General features: G+C 71.2%; 13 protein-coding genes. 10 read left to right on the top strand and 3 right to left on the bottom strand.

Going from position 1 to position 16,919, the window contains the following annotated elements; translation table 11 throughout:
• Positions 1–27 precede the first annotated feature (27 nt).
• The 3 genes from IE198_RS00175 (at position 28) to IE198_RS00165 (ending at position 1,822) form a co-directional block, all read left to right on the top strand.
• Positions 28–888, top strand: coding sequence for a phosphatidylinositol-specific phospholipase C/glycerophosphodiester phosphodiesterase family protein (locus IE198_RS00175; RefSeq protein WP_373299725.1), 861 nt, complete (start codon positions 28–30; stop codon positions 886–888).
• A 208-nt stretch (positions 889–1,096) separates the two neighbouring features.
• Positions 1,097–1,291, top strand: a complete 195-nt coding sequence (locus tag IE198_RS00170) for a hypothetical protein (RefSeq protein ID WP_100110468.1) — start codon at positions 1,097–1,099, stop codon at positions 1,289–1,291.
• 84 nt (positions 1,292–1,375) lie between these two features.
• Complete coding sequence (locus IE198_RS00165; RefSeq protein WP_189881392.1) at positions 1,376–1,822, top strand: nitroreductase family deazaflavin-dependent oxidoreductase; 447 nt, start codon at positions 1,376–1,378, stop codon at positions 1,820–1,822.
• Positions 1,823–1,879: 57 nt separating this feature from the next.
• Here IE198_RS00165 and IE198_RS00160 read toward each other — a convergent pair whose 3' ends face one another.
• On the bottom strand, positions 1,880–2,899 hold the full coding sequence (locus tag IE198_RS00160) for a GAF domain-containing protein (protein WP_189881390.1): 1,020 nt from the start codon (positions 2,897–2,899) through the stop codon (positions 1,880–1,882).
• Between the two features lie 706 nt (positions 2,900–3,605).
• Between IE198_RS00160 and IE198_RS00155 the strand changes: the two genes are divergently transcribed.
• The 7 genes from IE198_RS00155 (at position 3,606) to IE198_RS00125 (ending at position 12,533) form a co-directional block, all read left to right on the top strand.
• Positions 3,606–5,567 (top strand): beta-ketoacyl synthase N-terminal-like domain-containing protein, encoded by a 1,962-nt coding sequence (locus IE198_RS00155; protein ID WP_189881388.1) that lies wholly within the window; start codon positions 3,606–3,608, stop codon positions 5,565–5,567.
• Positions 5,564–7,117, top strand: coding sequence for an amino acid adenylation domain-containing protein (locus IE198_RS00150; RefSeq protein ID WP_189881386.1), 1,554 nt, complete (start codon positions 5,564–5,566; stop codon positions 7,115–7,117). Before IE198_RS00155 ends, IE198_RS00150 begins: the two co-directional genes overlap by 4 nt.
• Before the next feature lie 84 nt (positions 7,118–7,201).
• Complete coding sequence (locus tag IE198_RS00145; protein WP_189881384.1) at positions 7,202–8,386, top strand: FAD-dependent oxidoreductase; 1,185 nt, start codon at positions 7,202–7,204, stop codon at positions 8,384–8,386.
• Between the two features lie 282 nt (positions 8,387–8,668).
• Positions 8,669–11,137, top strand: coding sequence for a sensor histidine kinase (locus IE198_RS00140; RefSeq protein WP_189881382.1), 2,469 nt, complete (start codon positions 8,669–8,671; stop codon positions 11,135–11,137).
• A 20-nt stretch (positions 11,138–11,157) separates the two neighbouring features.
• Positions 11,158–11,589: a roadblock/LC7 domain-containing protein gene (locus IE198_RS00135; RefSeq protein WP_100110475.1), complete on the top strand. Its 432-nt coding sequence runs from the start codon at positions 11,158–11,160 to the stop codon at positions 11,587–11,589.
• The gene (locus IE198_RS00130; RefSeq protein WP_189881380.1) at positions 11,582–11,956 is read left to right on the top strand and encodes a DUF742 domain-containing protein; all 375 of its coding nucleotides are present in this window, start codon (positions 11,582–11,584) and stop codon (positions 11,954–11,956) included. Before IE198_RS00135 ends, IE198_RS00130 begins: the two co-directional genes overlap by 8 nt.
• Positions 11,937–12,533 carry a GTP-binding protein gene (locus IE198_RS00125; RefSeq protein WP_189881379.1) on the top strand — a complete coding sequence of 199 codons (597 nt, stop codon included), beginning with the start codon at positions 11,937–11,939 and terminating at the stop codon, positions 12,531–12,533. The genes IE198_RS00130 and IE198_RS00125 overlap by 20 nt, the downstream gene beginning before the upstream one ends.
• A gap of 206 nt (positions 12,534–12,739) precedes the next feature.
• On the opposite strand, the gene IE198_RS00120 is transcribed toward IE198_RS00125, so the two are convergent.
• Both IE198_RS00120 and IE198_RS00115 read right to left on the bottom strand, forming a co-directional pair.
• A complete protein-coding gene (locus tag IE198_RS00120) occupies positions 12,740–14,029 on the bottom strand; it encodes an SWIM zinc finger family protein (protein ID WP_189881377.1) in 1,290 nt (429 codons plus the stop codon).
• Complete coding sequence (locus IE198_RS00115; RefSeq protein WP_373299724.1) at positions 14,026–16,869, bottom strand: SCO1167/SCO6262 family helicase; 2,844 nt, start codon at positions 16,867–16,869, stop codon at positions 14,026–14,028. The genes IE198_RS00120 and IE198_RS00115 overlap by 4 nt, the downstream gene beginning before the upstream one ends.
• Between the last annotated feature and the right edge of the window lie 50 nt (positions 16,870–16,919).

Here is a 16,919-nt window from a genome sequence, read left to right as displayed (position 1 = left end):
CCCGACCCGCAGAGCCCGGAGGTCATCGTGCCGACCACTCGTCGCGCAGTCGTCACCACCCTCGCCGCCGCACTCACCGGTGCCCTCGGGGCGCCCGTCCATGCCGCAGCCACCGGCGGGCAAGGCCGCCCGGCGCCGCTGCGCCGGGCCCACGCGCACAACGACTATCTTCACCAACGGCCCCTGCACGACGCGCTGTCGCACGGCTTCACCAGCGTCGAGGCGGACGTCTTCCTCGTAGACGGCGAACTGCTCGTCGCACACGAACCGGCCGAACTCGACCCTGCCCGGACCCTCCGCTCCCTCTATCTGGACCCGCTGCTCGCCCGGGTGAGGGCCAACCACGGAGGCGTGTACCGCGGGCACCGCCGCTCCTTCCAGCTGCTGATCGACATCAAGACCGACGGCGTCGCCGCCTATCTCGAGCTCGACCGCCTGTTACGGCGCTACCGGCGCATGCTGAGCAGCTGCGCCCACGGTCACGTCCGCCCCGGTGCCGTCACCCCGCTGATCTCCGGCGACCGCTCGGCCCGCGCCCCCTTGGAGGCGCAGCGTGTCCGGTACGCCTTCTACGACGGCCGACTGGAAGACCTCGCCGCCGCCGACCCGGCGCCGGCCTCCTTCATCCCGCTGATCTCCAGCAACTGGACGCACAGCTTCAGCTGGCTCGGCACCGGTGAATTCGCGCCCGCGGAACGCGAGAAGCTGCACACCCTCGTCACCACCGCCCACCGCCGCTCCCAGCGGGTCCGCTTCTGGGCCACCCCCGACGTCCCGGGCCCGGCGCGGGAGGCGGTGTGGCACGAGTTGCTGACCGCCGGCGCCGACCACATCAACACCGACGACCTGGCGGGCCTCGAGCACTTCCTGCGCCGTCATGACCGCTAGGTCCTAAAGGATCGAGCCCGCACACCCCCCTGGGAGTTGCCGGAAGTGGCTCGTCGCCCCGTCGACCCGTCGGGCCGGCGACAGCCGTTGCCCGGCTCCCGGTCAGGTACACCCGTACGGCGGACACGCCAGTCGGCCGTAAGGGACCTCCACTGCGCCAGACTGGCCGCCGAATGCCGCAATTCCGACGCGGCGAAGGAGGTTGGCGATGGCCATTTCGATCTCGGTGGTGCTGCTCCTGCTGGTGCTCGCAGTGATCTTCCTGCGCAATGGTGGGCTGAAGTTGAGCCATGCGATCGTCTGCGCACTGCTCGGCTTCTTCCTGGCGGGCACGAGCATGGCGCCGACGATCCAGGAGGGCATCGCGGCCACGGCCAATGTCGTGGGCAGCCTTCGCCCCTGATTTGCGCGGTGGCAGGGTGGGAAGCAGCACAGCTGTGCCGGTCTCCGGGTGGAGCGGTCGAGCAACGAGGACGGGATGTGGGCAATGCCTCTCGAGGGTGAGTACGAGCCGAGCCCCGAAGCATGGGTACGGGAACAGGTCGAGGAGTACGAGAGTTCGGGCGGCCGGAGCGGGACGACGCTGCGCGGCATGCCGGTGATCGTGCTGACCACCCGGGGTGCCAAGAGCGGCAGGATTCGTAAGACCCCGCTGATGCGGGTCGAACACGCGGGCGCCTACGCTCTGGTCGCGTCCCTCGGAGGCTCGCCCAAGCACCCCGTCTGGTACTACAACATCAAGGCCGACCCACAGATCGAGCTCCAGGACGGCCCGGTGCGCAGGGACATGACGGCGCGAGAGGTGACCGGCGAGGAGAAGGCCGTGTGGTGGGCGCGCGCGGTCGAGGCGTATCCCGACTACGACGACTACCAGAAGAAGACCGACCGGGAGATCCCCGTCTTCGTCGCCGAAGTGCCGGACCGCGACCGCTGAACGCCAGGGGACCGGTACGCCGGCGGGCGTACCGGTCCGGGTACGGGGCGGTACGCCCTACCGTCCGGGGACCACGCCGCCGAAGCCGTTGCTGCCCAACTGCTCGAAGCGCTCCTGGACATTGGCCGCGAACACGTGCTGCTCCGCGACGGGATACGACTCGTGGCTGTTCATGGCCACGGTGAGCACTCCGCTGACCGGTGCGGTGGGTGACGTCCGCACCGGAGTGCACAGGAAGCTGAACGCCTGCGGCGAGGGCGAGTCGTACGTGGTGATCGCCGCATGGGGGAGCGTGGTGGTCTGGCCGGTGTGAAAGGCCTCGTCCATCGCGTTGAAGACGCCGACGGAGTCGAGCCCGGACAGGACCTGCCGCCCGGGGCTGAACTGGGGGACCATGCCGAAGGCCGCGCCCTGCTTCCCGTTGGCGTAGCGCAGCAGGTGGTGCGGCCCCTCGGTGAGCATGATGGGGAAGGGCGCGCCGTCGAAGACAGCGAACAATTCGTGCTGCTGCGCGAGCAGGCTGTCCCGCAGCTTGAACTCCGACAGCAGGGTCTCCGTGAGCTCCTGCATGCCCTCCTTGATCTTGCGGTCCCAGGTGCGGGCCACCATGTCGGCCACGCACACCGTGCCGAGGATCATGCCGGTGTTGTCCCGCAGGGGGGTGCCCAGATAGGAGCGCACGCCCATGTCGTTGACCAGCGCGTTGCCTCGGAACCGCGGGTAGTCGAAGACATCGTCCAGGGCCAGTTGGGACCCCTGGGCGACCACGTGGGGGCAGAAGCCGTAGTCGGTGGGTGCCTCGCGGGCTATGTCGCTGAGGTCGAAGACGATGCCGCGGCTCTCGGTGTCGGCGGCACCGTCGGGGGAGCTGGGCGGCACGTACATGCCGCGGAACATCTGCCGCTCGTCGTTGATGAAGTTGACCATGGCGAGGGGTGACTGGGTGAAGCTGGCCGCGAGCCGCGCCACTCGGTCGAACGTCGCCTCGGCCTCAACGGTGTTGAGGCCGAGGACCTGCAAGCGGAGCCTGCGCTGCTCGGCTGCGTGACGGGTCTGATCGGGTGTCAGGGGGTCCATGCGCCAGATGAAATCAGATGTTCGGCACTGTGGACGAACCAAGTGCCGTCTTTTCCGTTTCACTTGAGATACGCCAGGGGCGGCGAGGCGGGGGTGATGTCTACCGTGACGGCACTGTCCATGCAGCTCGAACTGTGCATTCCGCCTCAATCGGGCAAGGCTTCGACGCTGGGCGATCACTTCCCGCCAAACCATCAACCGGAATCGGCCGCAGCGGTTTTACATATGACAATCATGCGGTGGGTATTCATGCGGCGGGCTGTGCCGTGGGAGCGCAGGGAGGGGAACGGAGCAGTGGGGCAAGTGCGGTTCGGACAGCAGGGACACTGCCGCGGCCACGGGCAGTGCCGCCCTGCCGGTGATCCCGCCGTGGCGCAGTGCCCCACCGATCACGCCCCTACGTCGTTATGGACAGCACCTCGAGCCGCGGGCCCGGCGCCGTCCCCGCCGCCCGTGACCCGTGCCTGTCCGTGAGAGTCCGTGACAGGCCTGACATCCGTATCGGTACCGAACCCGGCCGCAGGGCGAACCGGAGTTCGGTCCACCCCGAGCCGTTCCCGGCCGGCCGTGCAGGGCCTGCCGCAGATCGGCGACGCCCGCCGGAAGCGACAGGCCCGCCACCGCTCCCAGGGATCCTCATGGCAGTACGTGAACAGCGCGTTCGTGCATCGGCATCACGAAGCGAAGCATCTGAAGGAGTGGTCTGATGAACAGGACGGACGACGTCGGCGCACGCTCGATCGCGGTGATCGGCATGGCCTGCCGGCTGCCAGGTGCCGACGGGCCCGACGAGCTGTGGGACCTGCTGCGGGACGGTGTGGACGCCACCAGCGAGACACCGCCTGATCGTTACGACGTGGACTCGCTGCACTCCGAGCGTCCCGGGCCGGGGACGATCGGCAGCCGCCGCGCCGGCTACCTGGCCGGTATGGCGGACTTCGACGCCGAGTTCTTCGAGATGTCGGCCACCGAGGCGGTCGAACTCGACCCGCAGCAGCGGCTGCTCCTGATGACGGCCTGGGACGCACTCGAGGACGCGGGTCGCCGGCCCGACGAGCTGGCGGGGACACGGACCGGAGTCTTCGTCGGCAACGCGCGGGCGGACTACCTGGAGATCCGGTTCCGCGAGGGCCTGCAGAGCGTGACGGCCTCGCAGTTGAACAACTTCCGCTCACTGCTGCCCGCCCGTCTGTCGTACTTCCTCGACCTCCGCGGGCCCAGCGTCCTGATCGACACGGCCTGCTCCTCCTCGTTGGTTGCCGTGCACAGCGCGGTGCAGAGCCTGCGCGTCAGGGAGAGCCCCCTGGCGCTCGTCGCCGGAGTGAACCTCGCTCTGCGTCCCGACGAGGGCGTGATGATGACGCAGGCAGGGGCCCTGGCCGCCGACGGCCGGAGCAAGTTCGCCGATGCCGCTGCCGACGGCCACACCCCGGGCGACGCTGTGGGTGTCGTCGTCCTCAAGCGCCTCGCCGACGCCCTGGCCGACGGCGACCGGATCCGGGCCGTCATAGAAGGAAGTGCCGTCGGCAACGACGGACGCACCAGCGGCTCGGTGCTGAACCCCTCGAAGACCGGCCAGGTCGAGGTGCTCCGCTGGGCGTACGAGGACGCCGGGGTGTCACCGGCCGACGTGGACTTCGTCGAGGCGCACGGAGCAGGCTCGCCCGTGCTGGACGCGCTGGAGATAACCGCTCTGGGCGAAGTCCTGGGCGAGGACCGGCCGTCGGACCGGCCGCTGCTCGTCGGCTCGGTCAAGACCAACATCGGCCACGCGGAGGCCGCTGGCGGCATCGCCGGTCTGATCAAGACCGTACTGTGCCTGGAGCACGGCCAGGTCCCGCAGAGTCTGCACCTGGACACGGCCACTCCGCAGGTCGCCTGGGACGAACTGCCGGTGCTCGTACCGGAGAAGCTGCACGACCTGCCGGACCACGGCCGGCCGTGCCGGGCGGGAGTCTCCGGGCAGGGCTCCTCGTCCCTCAACGCACACGTCGTGGTCCGGCAGGCCGACCCCCCACCGGCGGTCGCCACGAAGGAGAAGGCCGGCCGGCCGTACCTGCTGCCGCTCTCCGCCCGCACTCCTGAGGCGCTGGCCGCTCTCCGCCGCGCCTACACCGCATACCTCGGCGCCGACGGGCCCGGCAGCGCGTTCCCCCTCCGGGACATCTGCTACAGCGCGGCGGTCCGCCGTCAGCACCACGAACACCGCCTGGCCGTCGTCGCGTCGTCGCACGAGGAGATGGCCGCGGTACTCGGCGGGTCCGGCGAGAGCCAAGGGCACGGGCGGACGCCCAGGAAACTGGCCAAGGCGGTCGAGCTCTACCGCAACGGCGGGACGGTGGACTGGGAGGCGATCTCCGGCGAGCCCGGACGCTTCGTCCCGCTGCCCGGCTACCCCTGGCAGACCAAGCGCTACTGGCCCGACGGGGAGTGCGAGGAGCGCACCGGCGACCTGGCCGAATGGGTACTGTGCGAGCACGCGCGCACCACCTACGAGGACGACTCCACACTCGTCGACGTAGGGATCGACTCGCTGGCCAAACTGCGGATCATCGTCGAGCTGTCCCAGCAGACCGGCCATGAGATCGACCCCGAGGAACTGGGCCGACTGCGCACGGTGGGCGCGCTGCGCGAGTGGATCCGGGCGACGGAGGCGCGGACGGCATGAGCAACCCGCAGACCGTGTACGGGTGGTTCGCCCGTTCCGCCGCCGTCTTCGGTGACGACTGCACCGCACTGGAAGTGGACGACGAGCGGCTGTCCTACCGCGAACTGCACGATCTGGCCGAGCGGATCGCTGCCCGGCTGGTCGCGGCGGGCGGCGGCAGGGCGCCCCGCAGGGTGGGGCTGCTCGCGAGCCGGTCGGTGACCGCGTACGCCGGCTACCTCGCCGTCCTGCGCACGGGTGCGGCCGTCGTCCCCCTCAACCCGGAGCACCCGCCCGCCCGCACCGCCCGTATTGCGGAGACTGCGGGCCTGGAGCTGGTGCTCGCGGACACCTCCGCGGTCGGCGCGGACCCCGGGGTGCCGCTCGTTGTGCTGGGACCCGACGAGTTGACGTCCCTGGCGGCCGGGCCGCCGGCCGACCTGCCGGATCCGAAGACGGATCCGAACGATGTCGCGTACATCATCTTCACGTCCGGTTCGACGGGGGCCCCCAAGGGAGTTCCCGTCTCGCACGCCAACCTCTGCGCCTACCTCGGCCATGTGGCGCCCCGTTACGACATCGGGCCGGGAAGCAGGCTCTCGCAGACCTTCGACCTGACCTTCGACGGCTCCGTGCACGACCTGTTCGTGGCCTGGGCGTCCGGCGGCACGCTGGTCGTGCCGAAGCGCAGCCAGCTCCTGTCACCGGTCAGGACGGTCAACGCCCTCGGTCTCACGCACTGGTTCTCCGTGCCGTCGCTGATCACCTTCGCCTCGCGCCTCGGCACGCTGAAACCGGGAAGCATGCCCACCCTGCGCTGGAGCGTGTTCGGCGGTGAGCCGCTGACCCTGGCGGCCGCGGAGGAGTGGCAGACGGCAGCGCCGGACAGCGCCATCGAGGTCCTCTACGGACCGACCGAACTGACCATCTCCTGCACCGCCTACCGGCTGCCGCGCCGCCGGGCGGACTGGCCCCGTACGGCCAACGGGACGGTGCCGATCGGGACCGGCTATCCGACGCTGGACATCCTCCTGCTGGACGACGACGGCAGGCCCGCCGACAGCGGCGAGCTGTGCGTCCGCGGTCCGCAGCGCTTCCCGGGCTATCTGGACCCGGCCAACAACGCAGGCCGGTTCCTGCCCTCCGACGACGGCGCAGCCGCGACCCGCGGGAGCGCGGGCCGGCCGCTGACCGACAAGCACTGGTACCGCACCGGGGACCGGGCCGCCATGCACGACGGGCACCTGGTGCACATGGGGCGGACCGACCACCAGGTCAAGATCCGCGGCCACCGGATCGAACTCGGCGAGATCGAGGCCATGCTGAGGCAGCAGCCGGGTGTGCGTGACGCGGTCGTCGTCGCGGTGCAGGCGTCGGACGGGGAACCGGAGCTCGAGGCCGCGGTCAGCGGAAACGGATGCGCCGACCAGCAGCTGTACTCCGCGCTGAGCGAGCGACTGCCGCCCTACATGCTGCCCCGCCGGATCGTCACCCTGGAGCAGCTGCCGCTCAATGCGAACGGCAAGATCGACCGGCAGGCCCTGCTGGCACGGCTGGGGCGCAGCCGCTGAGTCCCGCCGCGAACGGTCCGCACCGCAGGCGCACGCACCGTTCGCGCCCCAGATCCTCTCAACGTCTGTGAGGTACGCAGGTAGATGTTCGACGCCATCGTGGTAGGGGCGCGCTGCGCCGGAGCCCCCACAGCCATGCTCCTCGCCCGCGCGGGGCACCGGGTGCTGATGCTGGACCGGGCGGGCTTCCCCTCCGACACCCTCTCCACCCATCTCATCCACCAGCCCGGCGTGGCAGCGCTCGCCCGCTGGGGGGTGCTCGAGACCGTGCGCGCCACCGGTTGCCCGCCGCTGGACCGCGCGGTCTACGAGGTGGCCGACATCCGCCTCGAAGGCTGCGCACAGGGGGTGGAGGGGCAGCGGGCCGGTTACGCTCCCCGCCGGCACGTCCTGGACGCCGTCCTGACGGACGCGGCCGTCGTCGCCGGCGTCGACTTCCGGGAGCGGTGCTCCGTGACCCGCCTGCTGCACGACGACGCCGGACGTGTCGTCGGCGTGGAGGGCCGGCACGACGGCCGCTCCTTCACCGAACGGGCCCACCTGGTGATCGGCGCGGACGGAATGCGCTCCACCGTCGCGAGACTCGCCAAGGCGGGCTTCACCGTCCGGGACCCACGGCTGACCTGTGCCTACTACGGCTATTGGGAGGACGTGCCGGCCACTTTGGAGCTGTACGAGAGTCCCGGCAGCTGGGTGGCCACCGTTCCCACCAACAACGAGGCGACGCTCGTCCTGGCCTACTTCCCGCAGGCACGGTTCGAGGAGGTGCGCACCGACCCGCGCGCCGCCTATCTGCGGCAGATACGGGCCACGGCGCCGGCGCTGTACGAGCGGCTCGACGGCAAACGGCGCGTCGAGCGGCTGCGCGGCACCGGCGACCAGCAGAACTTCTTCCGTAGGGCCACCGGCTCCGGCTGGGCCCTGGTCGGGGACGCGGGCCACCACAAGGACTCCATCACCGCCCGCGGCATCAGCGACGCGTTCCTCCAGGCCGAAGCGCTGACCCGGCACGTGGGCGGCCTGCTCGGCGGTGACCCCGACAAGCTCGACCAGGCGCTGCGGAGCTACGCGGAAGAGCGCGACACCTCCCTCGCCCCGGGATATCAGGCCACACTGTCGGCGGCACAACTGGCTCCCCACGAACAGCGCCTGTCGCTGCTGCGCGCGGTGAGCAAGGACCCGGAACTGACGTCCGTCTACTTCGACATGGTCGCCGGCATCGGGAGCGTCGGCGCCCTCTACACCCCCAAGCTGCTGGCGCTCCTGTGACCTGCTCGGCGGCGTGTGCAACGGCCGGGCCGGCCCACCGTGGACCGCAAGATCAATTCCGCCGAAGGGCGCAGGTGAAGGTACGGCATGATCCTGGTACGGTTCAACCGCCCCGACGCCTCGTATGACGGCCCATCAGAACGTGGCGCGTGGGGGTTACTTGGACATTGAATCGTCCCTTACTGCCATGAGTGGTGTGTTTCGCTGCGTATGAGGAATCAGATGCCAGGCACCCGCGAACAGCGGACAACTCACAGGTCCGCCCCTCGCAGATCTCTCCGCATGTCGATCGCTGTGCCCCTTGTGGTCCCGGCCCTGTGCCTCACCGGACTGTGGGGCTACACGGCGACCGGGCTCGTCGACGAGCGGGTCCGGCTCGGCGCCGACGTGGACCGGGTCGTGTCCGTCGGACAGCCCGCGCACGGTGTGCTGTCGAGTCTTCAGGACGAGCGCCGCCTCACCGCTGTCTGGCAGGCCGATCGCACTCCTGAGTCCCGCGCCGTCCTGGACAGCGCCAGGAGCAGGACCGACGCGGCGGTCGAGGACTACCGCCGGGTCCCGCCCTCCGGGCTGGACACCGCCGCGCTGAAGAGCCGCGCCGCGAAACTGGACCAGGCGATCGGCAAGCTGTCCGACCGGCGCAAGACGATCGATGCGCGCGGCCTTTCCGTCACCGACGCCTTCCAGTACTTCACGGACACCATCGGCGGCGCCGCGGGCCTGCTCACCGCGGCCACCCGGGCCGGCGACGGAAGCATGGCGAACACCGTCGCCGCAGCGGCCTCCCTCGTGCAGGTCACGGAGATGCTCTCGCGTGAGGACGCGATGATCTCCGGGGCGCTGCCGTCCGGCCGGATGGCCGCCCCGGACCGCATCCGGTTCGGCCAGTACACGGCCGTCCGTCGCGAGGCCGCCGACGGCCTGAACGCTCCCGACCTGCCGGTGGGTGGCGCCGCCGCCTATGAGCGCATCACCGACAGCCCCCGGTGGACGGCGCTGGCGTCGATCGAGGACGCCGTGGCCGCCGACCGCGACAGCGAGCTGCCCGAGAAGGCCACGGCGTGGCCGGACGGCGCCGGCAGCGTCGTCAAGGACCTTCAGGAGCTGAACGCGGCCTTCCTCGAGGACCTGGCCGGCATCGGCTCGGACCGCGCCGACGACCTCCTGCTCGGCGCCCTACTCGGCAGCGCCGGCACCGCGGCCGCCCTGGCGGTCGTCGGGGTGCTGGCCCTGCGCGTACGCCGCTCGGTGCTCGCACGCCTCGCGCAGCTGCAGCACAGGACCGAGGACCTCGCGAGCACCCGGCTGCCGCAGATACTCGCCCGGCTCGAACGGGGCGAACCCGTCGAGCCGGGCACACTCCCCGCCCAGGGGCAGCACGCCGACGACGAGCTCGGACGGCTCGACGCGGCGATCGACCAACTGGCGCGCGTCGCCGCGGACACCGCGGTCCGGCAGTCCCTCGGCCGTGAGGGCTCGGAGAAGGTCTTCGCCAAGCTCATCCGCCGTACCCAGACCCTCATCCACCGCCTCATCTCGCTCCTGGACGACCTCGAACGCAAGCACGAGGACTCGGACCTGCTGAAGGACATCTTCAAGGTCGACCACCTCGCCACCCGCGTGCGGCGTCACTCGGAGAACCTGGTGATCCTCGGCGGCTCCCCGCCCACCCGGCGGATGACCGCCCCGGTGTCCATCACCGACGTGATGCGCAGCGCCGTGGCGGAGACCGAGCACTACACCCGGGTCAAGGTGAAGAACCTTTCGCCGGGACGTCGGATATCGCTCGCGGGCCGAGCCGTCGCCGACGTCACCCATCTGCTCGCGGAACTCATCGAGAACGGCACCAACTTCTCCCCGCCCGACACCCAGGTGTTCGTCAGCGCGACGAAGGTCGCCAGGGGACTGGCCCTCCAGGTCGAGGACCACGGCCTCGGTATGCCGGAGGAGCACCGCGCCCGGGCCAACCAGCTTTTGGTGAACCCGCCCAAGCTCGACATGATGACGTTGGGCGAGGACCCGCGACTCGGCCATTTCGTCGTGGCCCGGCTCGCGGAGCGGCACAAGATCAAGGTTGAACTGCGCGAGTCCGTCTACGGCGGGACCCTCGCCATCGTGCTCGTACCGACGGAGCTGCTGGAGGAGCAGGACTCCCCGCTGATGGAGCACCTCAAATCAGCGGCCGCCGAGCCCGCACCACCCGTTGCTCCCGCCCAACCCGCGGCCCACGCCGCGGTCCCGCCGCCCGCCATGGCGTCCGCCGGAGCAGCCACAGCCGTGCGGGACAGAATCCACGACCCTCAGGGATACCCCGAGTACGGAGGTGCAGGCCTGTTGCCGGCCGTATCAGCTCACTCGCCTGCCCCCGGCCCTGTCGCCGCCCCGGCGCCGATGCCCGCTCCGGCTCCGGTGCCGGAGTGGACGCCGCCCCAGGAGCATCCCGCCCCCGACGCCGGCCCTGCGGGGCACGCCGTGTACGGGGGCGCCCAGGCCGCGCCCGCGCCACTGGTGACTCCGCGCGTACTTCCGCAACGCACCCGGGGTGCGAGCCTCGCGCAGCAGCTGCGCAAGGAAGCGGCGCAGGAGCAGACCGAGAACGACGAGGGCCAGAGCAGCGGCCTTTCCCCCGGCGACTCGGCTCGCACCATGATGGCCATCCAGCAGGGCATGAAGCGGGCCCGGATCTCCGACACCGACGAGTCGGCTGGTGCCGACGGGCAGGCAGAGTCGCCTGACCGCGGCCCCAACTAACTGTGAGGGAAAGATCAGTAATGACTGAGCAGGTAAGAGCCACTCCCCAACTGGACTGGCTGCTGGACAGCCTCGTCGAGCAGATCCCGGAGATCCGCTGCGCCATCGTCCTGTCCGGGGACGGCCTCCTCATCGGTAAATCGAGGGGCCTCGGCCGGGACGACGCGGAACACCTGTCGGCGGTCGGTTCCGGCATGCACAGCCTGGCCCGCGGTGCCGCCCGCCACTTCCACGGCGGCGAGGTCCAGCAGACGGTCATCCAGATGGACAAGGCATTCCTGTTCGTCACCGCGGCCGGCCGGGGAGCGAGGCTGGCGGCGATCGCCTCGGAGGAAGTGGATGTCGGGATGATGGCGTTCGAGATGGGCACGCTCGTCAAGCAGGTGGGCAAGTACCTCAGCGCCGCGCCCCGCGTGCAGGCTTCATTCCACGGTCACATCCAGGATGCCTGAGGCGCCGTGGTTCGACGAAGAGGGGGCCGGACGCCATGTCCGGCCGTACGCCATCACCGGCGGCCGCACCCGCCACAGCCAGCACGCCTTCGCGCTGATCACGCTGGTCGTCACCCGGTCCCTGGACGACGTCGGGCACGGGCCGTTGGAGCCGGAGTCCGCCGAGATCCTGGAGCTCTGCCGGGATCGCGCGGTGGCGGTGGCCGAGATCGCCGCCCACCTGGATCTGCCGGTGAGCGTGGTGAAAGTTCTCTGCGGGGACCTGCTGAACTCCTCGTTGATCCTGGTCCAGTCCCCGCCCGACGAGTCGGAGAAGCCGAGCGTGGAACTCATCGAAAGGGTGATGGATGCTATCCGCCAGCTCTGAGCCGGTCATGCCGACCGCTCTGAAGATCCTTGTCGCGGGCGGCTTCGGCGTGGGCAAGACCACCATGGTCGGTTCGGTGAGCGAGGTGCCTCCGCTGGAGACCGAGGAGCGCATCACCGAGGCCAGCTTCGGGATCGACGATCTGGCGGGTGTGGAAGGCAAGACCTCGACCACCGTCGCGATGGACTTCGGCCGGATCACCATCTCCCCCCAGTTGGTTCTCTATCTGTTCGGCACCCCCGGTCAGGACCGCTTCTGGTTCATGTGGGACGACCTGGCCCTGGGCGCGCTGGGAGCCGTGGTCCTCGCCGACACCCGGAGGCTGGACGCCTCCTTCGCCTCGGTGGACTTCTTCGAGGAGCGCCAGATTCCCTTCGCCGTGGGCGTCAACTGCTTCGACGGCCGGCGGGAGTCCACCAGCCAGGACGTCCGCTCCGCGCTGGCGCTGGACCCCAGCACACCCGTCATCCTGTGTGACGTCCGCGACCGCAACTCCAGCAAGACGGTGCTGCTCGCCCTGTTGGAAGCGGCGAGGGCGCAGGCGTTCGCCCGGATGTCGCCCATGGCCGGCCGCTGACGCCCGGCCCCGGGCACCGGCCGGCCCGGCGTCACGAGAGGTTCACCGGAGAGACGCAGCGCACCCGGTCCCGGTAGGGACCGGGGTCGGCGCGGGTGGCGCCGGGCACCTCGGAGTGGGCGATGATCTGCGCCCGGCCGTTGAGGATGCCGTACCGGTCGCAGACCGGGGCGGTGAGCGCGGCCTTCTGCCCGTAACCCCTGCGGTCACGCCGTATCGTCCGGCGCGCCCGCCAGTGCCTCGGCCGGATCGGAAGAAGCCGGTCCTGCAGGTGCCCACACGCCCCGTTCCTTGCGGAAGGGCCACCACTGCCCGTCCGGGTCCAGGCGCAGTTGCGCCCCGGCACCGAGCACCGTCCAGCGGGCCGGCCCCGCGGGACGCAGCCGTGGCCGGTCCGCCTCCGCCGCCTCCGCCCAGGCGGCGTCGAGCGCGCGCACAGCCCGCGCCTGCTGCTCCGGGTCGGGTACGAAGTCCTCCTCCAGCACCGCCTGCCCGGCGGCTCCGCCGTACCGCCACGCGCGGACCGCCAGATCGAGACCTGCGCGCGTCCTGGCCGTCCCCGCCGCGAGCCGGCCGGCGATCACCGGGCCCGGCACCGACGCGGCCATCCGTACCGCGTCCTGGTCGAGGGCCGGCACCGGTTGCGGTGGCTGCCCGTCATGTCCGGGGGCGAGCGCCTGTGCCAGCAGGAGACGTGCGCGTGCCGCCGCGTCCGATACGAGGAACTCCAGTGCTGCGGTGTCGATTCCCTCCACCGAAGGCGCCTCGCTGTCGAGTGCGGGCGCCGGTCCCGGCTCGTCGGGCAGCGGGGGCGGAGCGGGCAGCGGCGGCAGGATGTCGATCGCCCCGAACGCCTCCTCCGCGCGCACCGCGCCCCGTGCCGGTGCTTCGTCGTGCGCGGGCTCCTTCGCCCGTGCCACGCTCCGCAGTTGCAGTTCGTCCAGCAGGCGGCGCTCTCCGCGTCCGCGCACGAGCAGCAGCACGAACGGGTCCCGGTCCAGCAGACGCGCGACCTGGTAGCACAGCGCCGCCGTGTGCGGGCAGTGGTCCCAGGCCTCGCAGCTGCACTCGGGCTCAAGGTCTCCGACGCCGGGAAGCAGTTCCACACCGGCCGCGGCGGCGTCCTCCACCAGATGCGGCGGCATGTCCCGGTCGAGCAGCGCCGCGATGTGCCCCGCCCGGTCGGTGGCCATCTCCACGAACCGCTCCCAGGCCTGGTCGCCCAGCTCCTGGAGCAGCACATCGCTGCGGTACGCGGTGCCGTCGCGGTCCGTTACCACCGCGGTGATCCGTCCGGGGCGGACGGAGACAGCCCCGACCGCGCCCTGGCGTGCGTGCCGGCGGCCGTTCCTGAGCTGCTCGCCGTCGAGTGCCGTGTCCTGCAGGGCCTTGATCCACGCCTGGCCCCACCAGGTCTGCGCGAAGCCCCTGCCGTGGGCGGGCGGGAGTGCGGCGAAGGTCCGCTCGAGCGGGTCCGGTCCGTCGGGTGCGTTCATCGTCCGGCTCCTCGCAGTTCCACCAGCTCGGCCAGTTCGTCGTCGGTCAGTTCGGTCAGGGCCGTCTCGCCGGAACCGAGCACCGAGTCGGCCAGGTCCTTCTTGCGTTCCAGCATCCGCGCGATCCGGTCCTCGATCGTGCCCTCGGCGATCAGCCGGTGGACCTGCACCGGACGGTCCTGCCCGATGCGGTGGGCGCGGTCGGTGGCCTGCGCCTCCACGGCCGGGTTCCACCACCGGTCGAAGTGCACCACGTGCTCTGCCCTGGTCAGGTTCAGGCCGGTGCCCGCGGCCTTCAACGACAGGAGGAAAACGGGGACTTCGCCGTTCTGGAAGCGACCCACCATCGCCTCGCGCTCCGGCACCGGCGTGCCGCCGTGCAGGAACTGCGTCCGCACCCCGCGCCCGGCGAGGTGCTCCTCGAGCAGCCGTGCCATCTGCACGTATTGGGTGAAGACCAGCACGCTCGCGCCCTCGGCCAGGATGATGTCCAGCAGCTCGTCGAGCAGTTCGAGCTTGCCCGAGCGGTCCGCGATGCGGGGCCGTTCCTCCTTGAGATACTGCGCCGGATGGTTGCAGATCTGCTTGAGCGAGGTGAGCAGCTTCACCACCAGGCCCCGCCGCTCCATGCCGTCCGCCTCCGAGATCGCGGCGAGGGTCTCACGCACCACCGCCTCGTACAGACCCGTCTGCTCGGGCGTCAGCGAAACGGCCCGGTCGGTCTCGGTCTTGGGCGGCAGTTCGGGCGCGATGCCCGGGTCGGACTTGCGCCTGCGCAGCAGGAACGGCCGGACCAGCGCGGCCAGTCGCCGGGCGGCCGCAGGGTCCGTGCCACCCTCGACCGCCTGGGCGTAGCGGCTGCGGAAGGTGCCGAGTCGCCCGAGCAGTCCGGGCGTGGTCCAGTCGAGGATCGCCCACAGCTCGGACAGGTTGTTCTCCACGGGCGTCCCGGTCAGGGCCACCCGCGCCTTCGCACCTATGGTGCGCAGTTGCCGCGCGGTCGCCGAGTGAGGGTTCTTGACGTGCTGCGCCTCGTCGGCGACCACCATGCCCCAGGGAACCTCGGCGAGCCGTGCCGCGTCCAGCCGCATCGTGCCGTACGTCGTCAGTACGAACTCGCCGTCGGCGAGCTCCTCCAGGGACCGGGCGGCGCCGTGGAAGCGCCGTACGAAGGTGCCCGGGGCGAACTTCTCGACCTCGCGCTGCCAGTTGCCCATCAGCGACGTCGGGCATACCACGAGGGTGGGACCGGCGGCCGAGGCGTCGGCCTGCCGGTGCAGATGGAGAGCGATGAGCGTGATGGTCTTGCCGAGCCCCATGTCGTCGGCGAGGCAGCCGCCGAGGCCGAGGGACGTCATCCGGTGGAGCCAGTTCATACCGCGCAGTTGGTAGTCGCGCAGGCTCGCCGCGAGCGCCGCCGGCTGCGCGAACTCCTGCGGCCCGGCTTCCGGGTCGGCGAGCCGCTCGCGCAGGCGCTCGAGCGCGCCGGACGCCTCCACCTCGACCGTACGGCCGTCCACTTCCGTGGAGCCGGTCAGGAGGGCGCCGAGCGCGTCGGCGGGGGACATCTTGCGGTCCTGGCTCTCCCGGGCGCGCCGCGCCTCGGCCGGGTCCACGAGCACCCACTCGTCACGCAGCCGCACCACCGGCCGGCCCGCCTCGGCCAGTTGGTCCAGCTCCGCCCGGGTGAGCCGTCTCCCGCCCAGTGCGAAACGCCAGTCGAAGGAGAGCAGAGCGTCGGCGGACAGGAAGGACCCGAGCCCCGACGACCGCTCGCCCCGGACGGAGTTCTGGTCCAAAGGGCCGATCACGGCCCGCGCGGTCAGCTTGCGGGCGAGCTGCCGCGGCCAGTGCACCTGTACGCCGGTGGCCGCGAGCGCGCGTGACGCGTCGCCCAGCAACTCCGTGACGTCCTCGTCGGCCAGTTCGACGGCGTCGGGCACGGCGGCCTGGAGCAGGGGCGTCAGCGCCGGCCAGGCCTGGGCCGCGCGGCGCAGCGCGAGGAGGGCGTCCAGCCGGGCACGCGGCCCGAAACCGGCGGCTGGTGCCTGGGCCCACACGTCGGCGGCATCGGCGACGAGCGCAGGGTCGCTGACGCTGTGGATCTGCAGCACCGCACGGAACGCGGGCGCCTCGTCCGCCGTACCGGCCCGCTCGAGGCCCGGCAGTTCGACCCTGAGCGAGAGCCGCACCCCCGCGTCGTAACCGGCGGCGATGTCCGTGGCCCAGGCCCGCAGGCCCGGTAGATGCTGCGGTTCCCAAGCGGCGAAAGCCCGCCCCCCGGCGGCGACGGGGGCGGCCGGCGAGCGTGGCAGTCCGTCCGCGACCGCGTCGAGGAACTGGTGCAGCAGATGCTCCGGTTCGGGCAGCAACAGCGTCCTGGCCGCCTTGTCCAGCGGCACAGCGTGGGCAGCGGGCGGCATGGAGGCCGCCAGCATGCGCAGGCCCTCCAGGTCCTCCGGTGCCAGGGGACCGATCCGCCAGGCGTCCATGTCGGTGGGGCTCAGTCCGGGCAACAGCAGGCCGCGTGCGGCCAGTTGGAGCGCGAGCAGGGCGGCCGCCCCCCAGAACGCCGCCGAACGGGAGGCGTCGGTGGCGGCGGCGCGGGCCCGGGTCAGGACCGGCAGCGCGTCCCGTACGGGCAGCAGCAGCGCGGGCACTTCGGCGGTGCGGACATCGGCCGTGACGACGGTCAGGGGGTGCAGCGCGTCGCCGGTGACGGGGAGCGCGCCACCGTGCGGGTTCCAGAACGCGACGTGGCCTGTACGGGAGGGATCACCCGGGATGAAGACGGCCGAGCAGTGGGTGAGTGCGGAGAGCGCGGGCAGGTCGGGATGCACAGCGATGACGTGTCCTCAAATTTGACTACTGCGGGGACCGAAGCGCCGAG

The sequence above is a fragment of the Streptomyces xantholiticus genome (assembly GCF_014651015.1).
Lineage (GTDB): Bacteria > Actinomycetota > Actinomycetes > Streptomycetales > Streptomycetaceae > Streptomyces > Streptomyces xantholiticus.
This window is presented reverse-complemented; position numbering and strand designations above follow the sequence as displayed.

Bases quoted from the DNA above. Each gene is read 5' to 3' on its own strand.
- IE198_RS00170 (WP_100110468.1), top strand. From the start codon at position 1,097: ATGGCCATTTCGATCTCGGTGGTGCTGCTCCTGCTGGTGCTCGCAGTG.
- IE198_RS00165 (WP_189881392.1), top strand. From the start codon at position 1,376: ATGCCTCTCGAGGGTGAGTACGAGCCGAGCCCCGAAGCATGGGTACGG.
- IE198_RS00160 (WP_189881390.1), bottom strand. From the start codon at position 2,899: ATGGACCCCCTGACACCCGATCAGACCCGTCACGCAGCCGAGCAGCGC.
- IE198_RS00155 (WP_189881388.1), top strand. From the start codon at position 3,606: ATGAACAGGACGGACGACGTCGGCGCACGCTCGATCGCGGTGATCGGC.
- IE198_RS00150 (WP_189881386.1), top strand. From the start codon at position 5,564: ATGAGCAACCCGCAGACCGTGTACGGGTGGTTCGCCCGTTCCGCCGCC.
- IE198_RS00145 (WP_189881384.1), top strand. From the start codon at position 7,202: ATGTTCGACGCCATCGTGGTAGGGGCGCGCTGCGCCGGAGCCCCCACA.
- IE198_RS00140 (WP_189881382.1), top strand. From the start codon at position 8,669: ATGTCGATCGCTGTGCCCCTTGTGGTCCCGGCCCTGTGCCTCACCGGA.
- IE198_RS00135 (WP_100110475.1), top strand. From the start codon at position 11,158: ATGACTGAGCAGGTAAGAGCCACTCCCCAACTGGACTGGCTGCTGGAC.
- IE198_RS00130 (WP_189881380.1), top strand. From the start codon at position 11,582: ATGCCTGAGGCGCCGTGGTTCGACGAAGAGGGGGCCGGACGCCATGTC.
- IE198_RS00125 (WP_189881379.1), top strand. From the start codon at position 11,937: ATGCTATCCGCCAGCTCTGAGCCGGTCATGCCGACCGCTCTGAAGATC.
- IE198_RS00120 (WP_189881377.1), bottom strand. From the start codon at position 14,029: ATGAACGCACCCGACGGACCGGACCCGCTCGAGCGGACCTTCGCCGCA.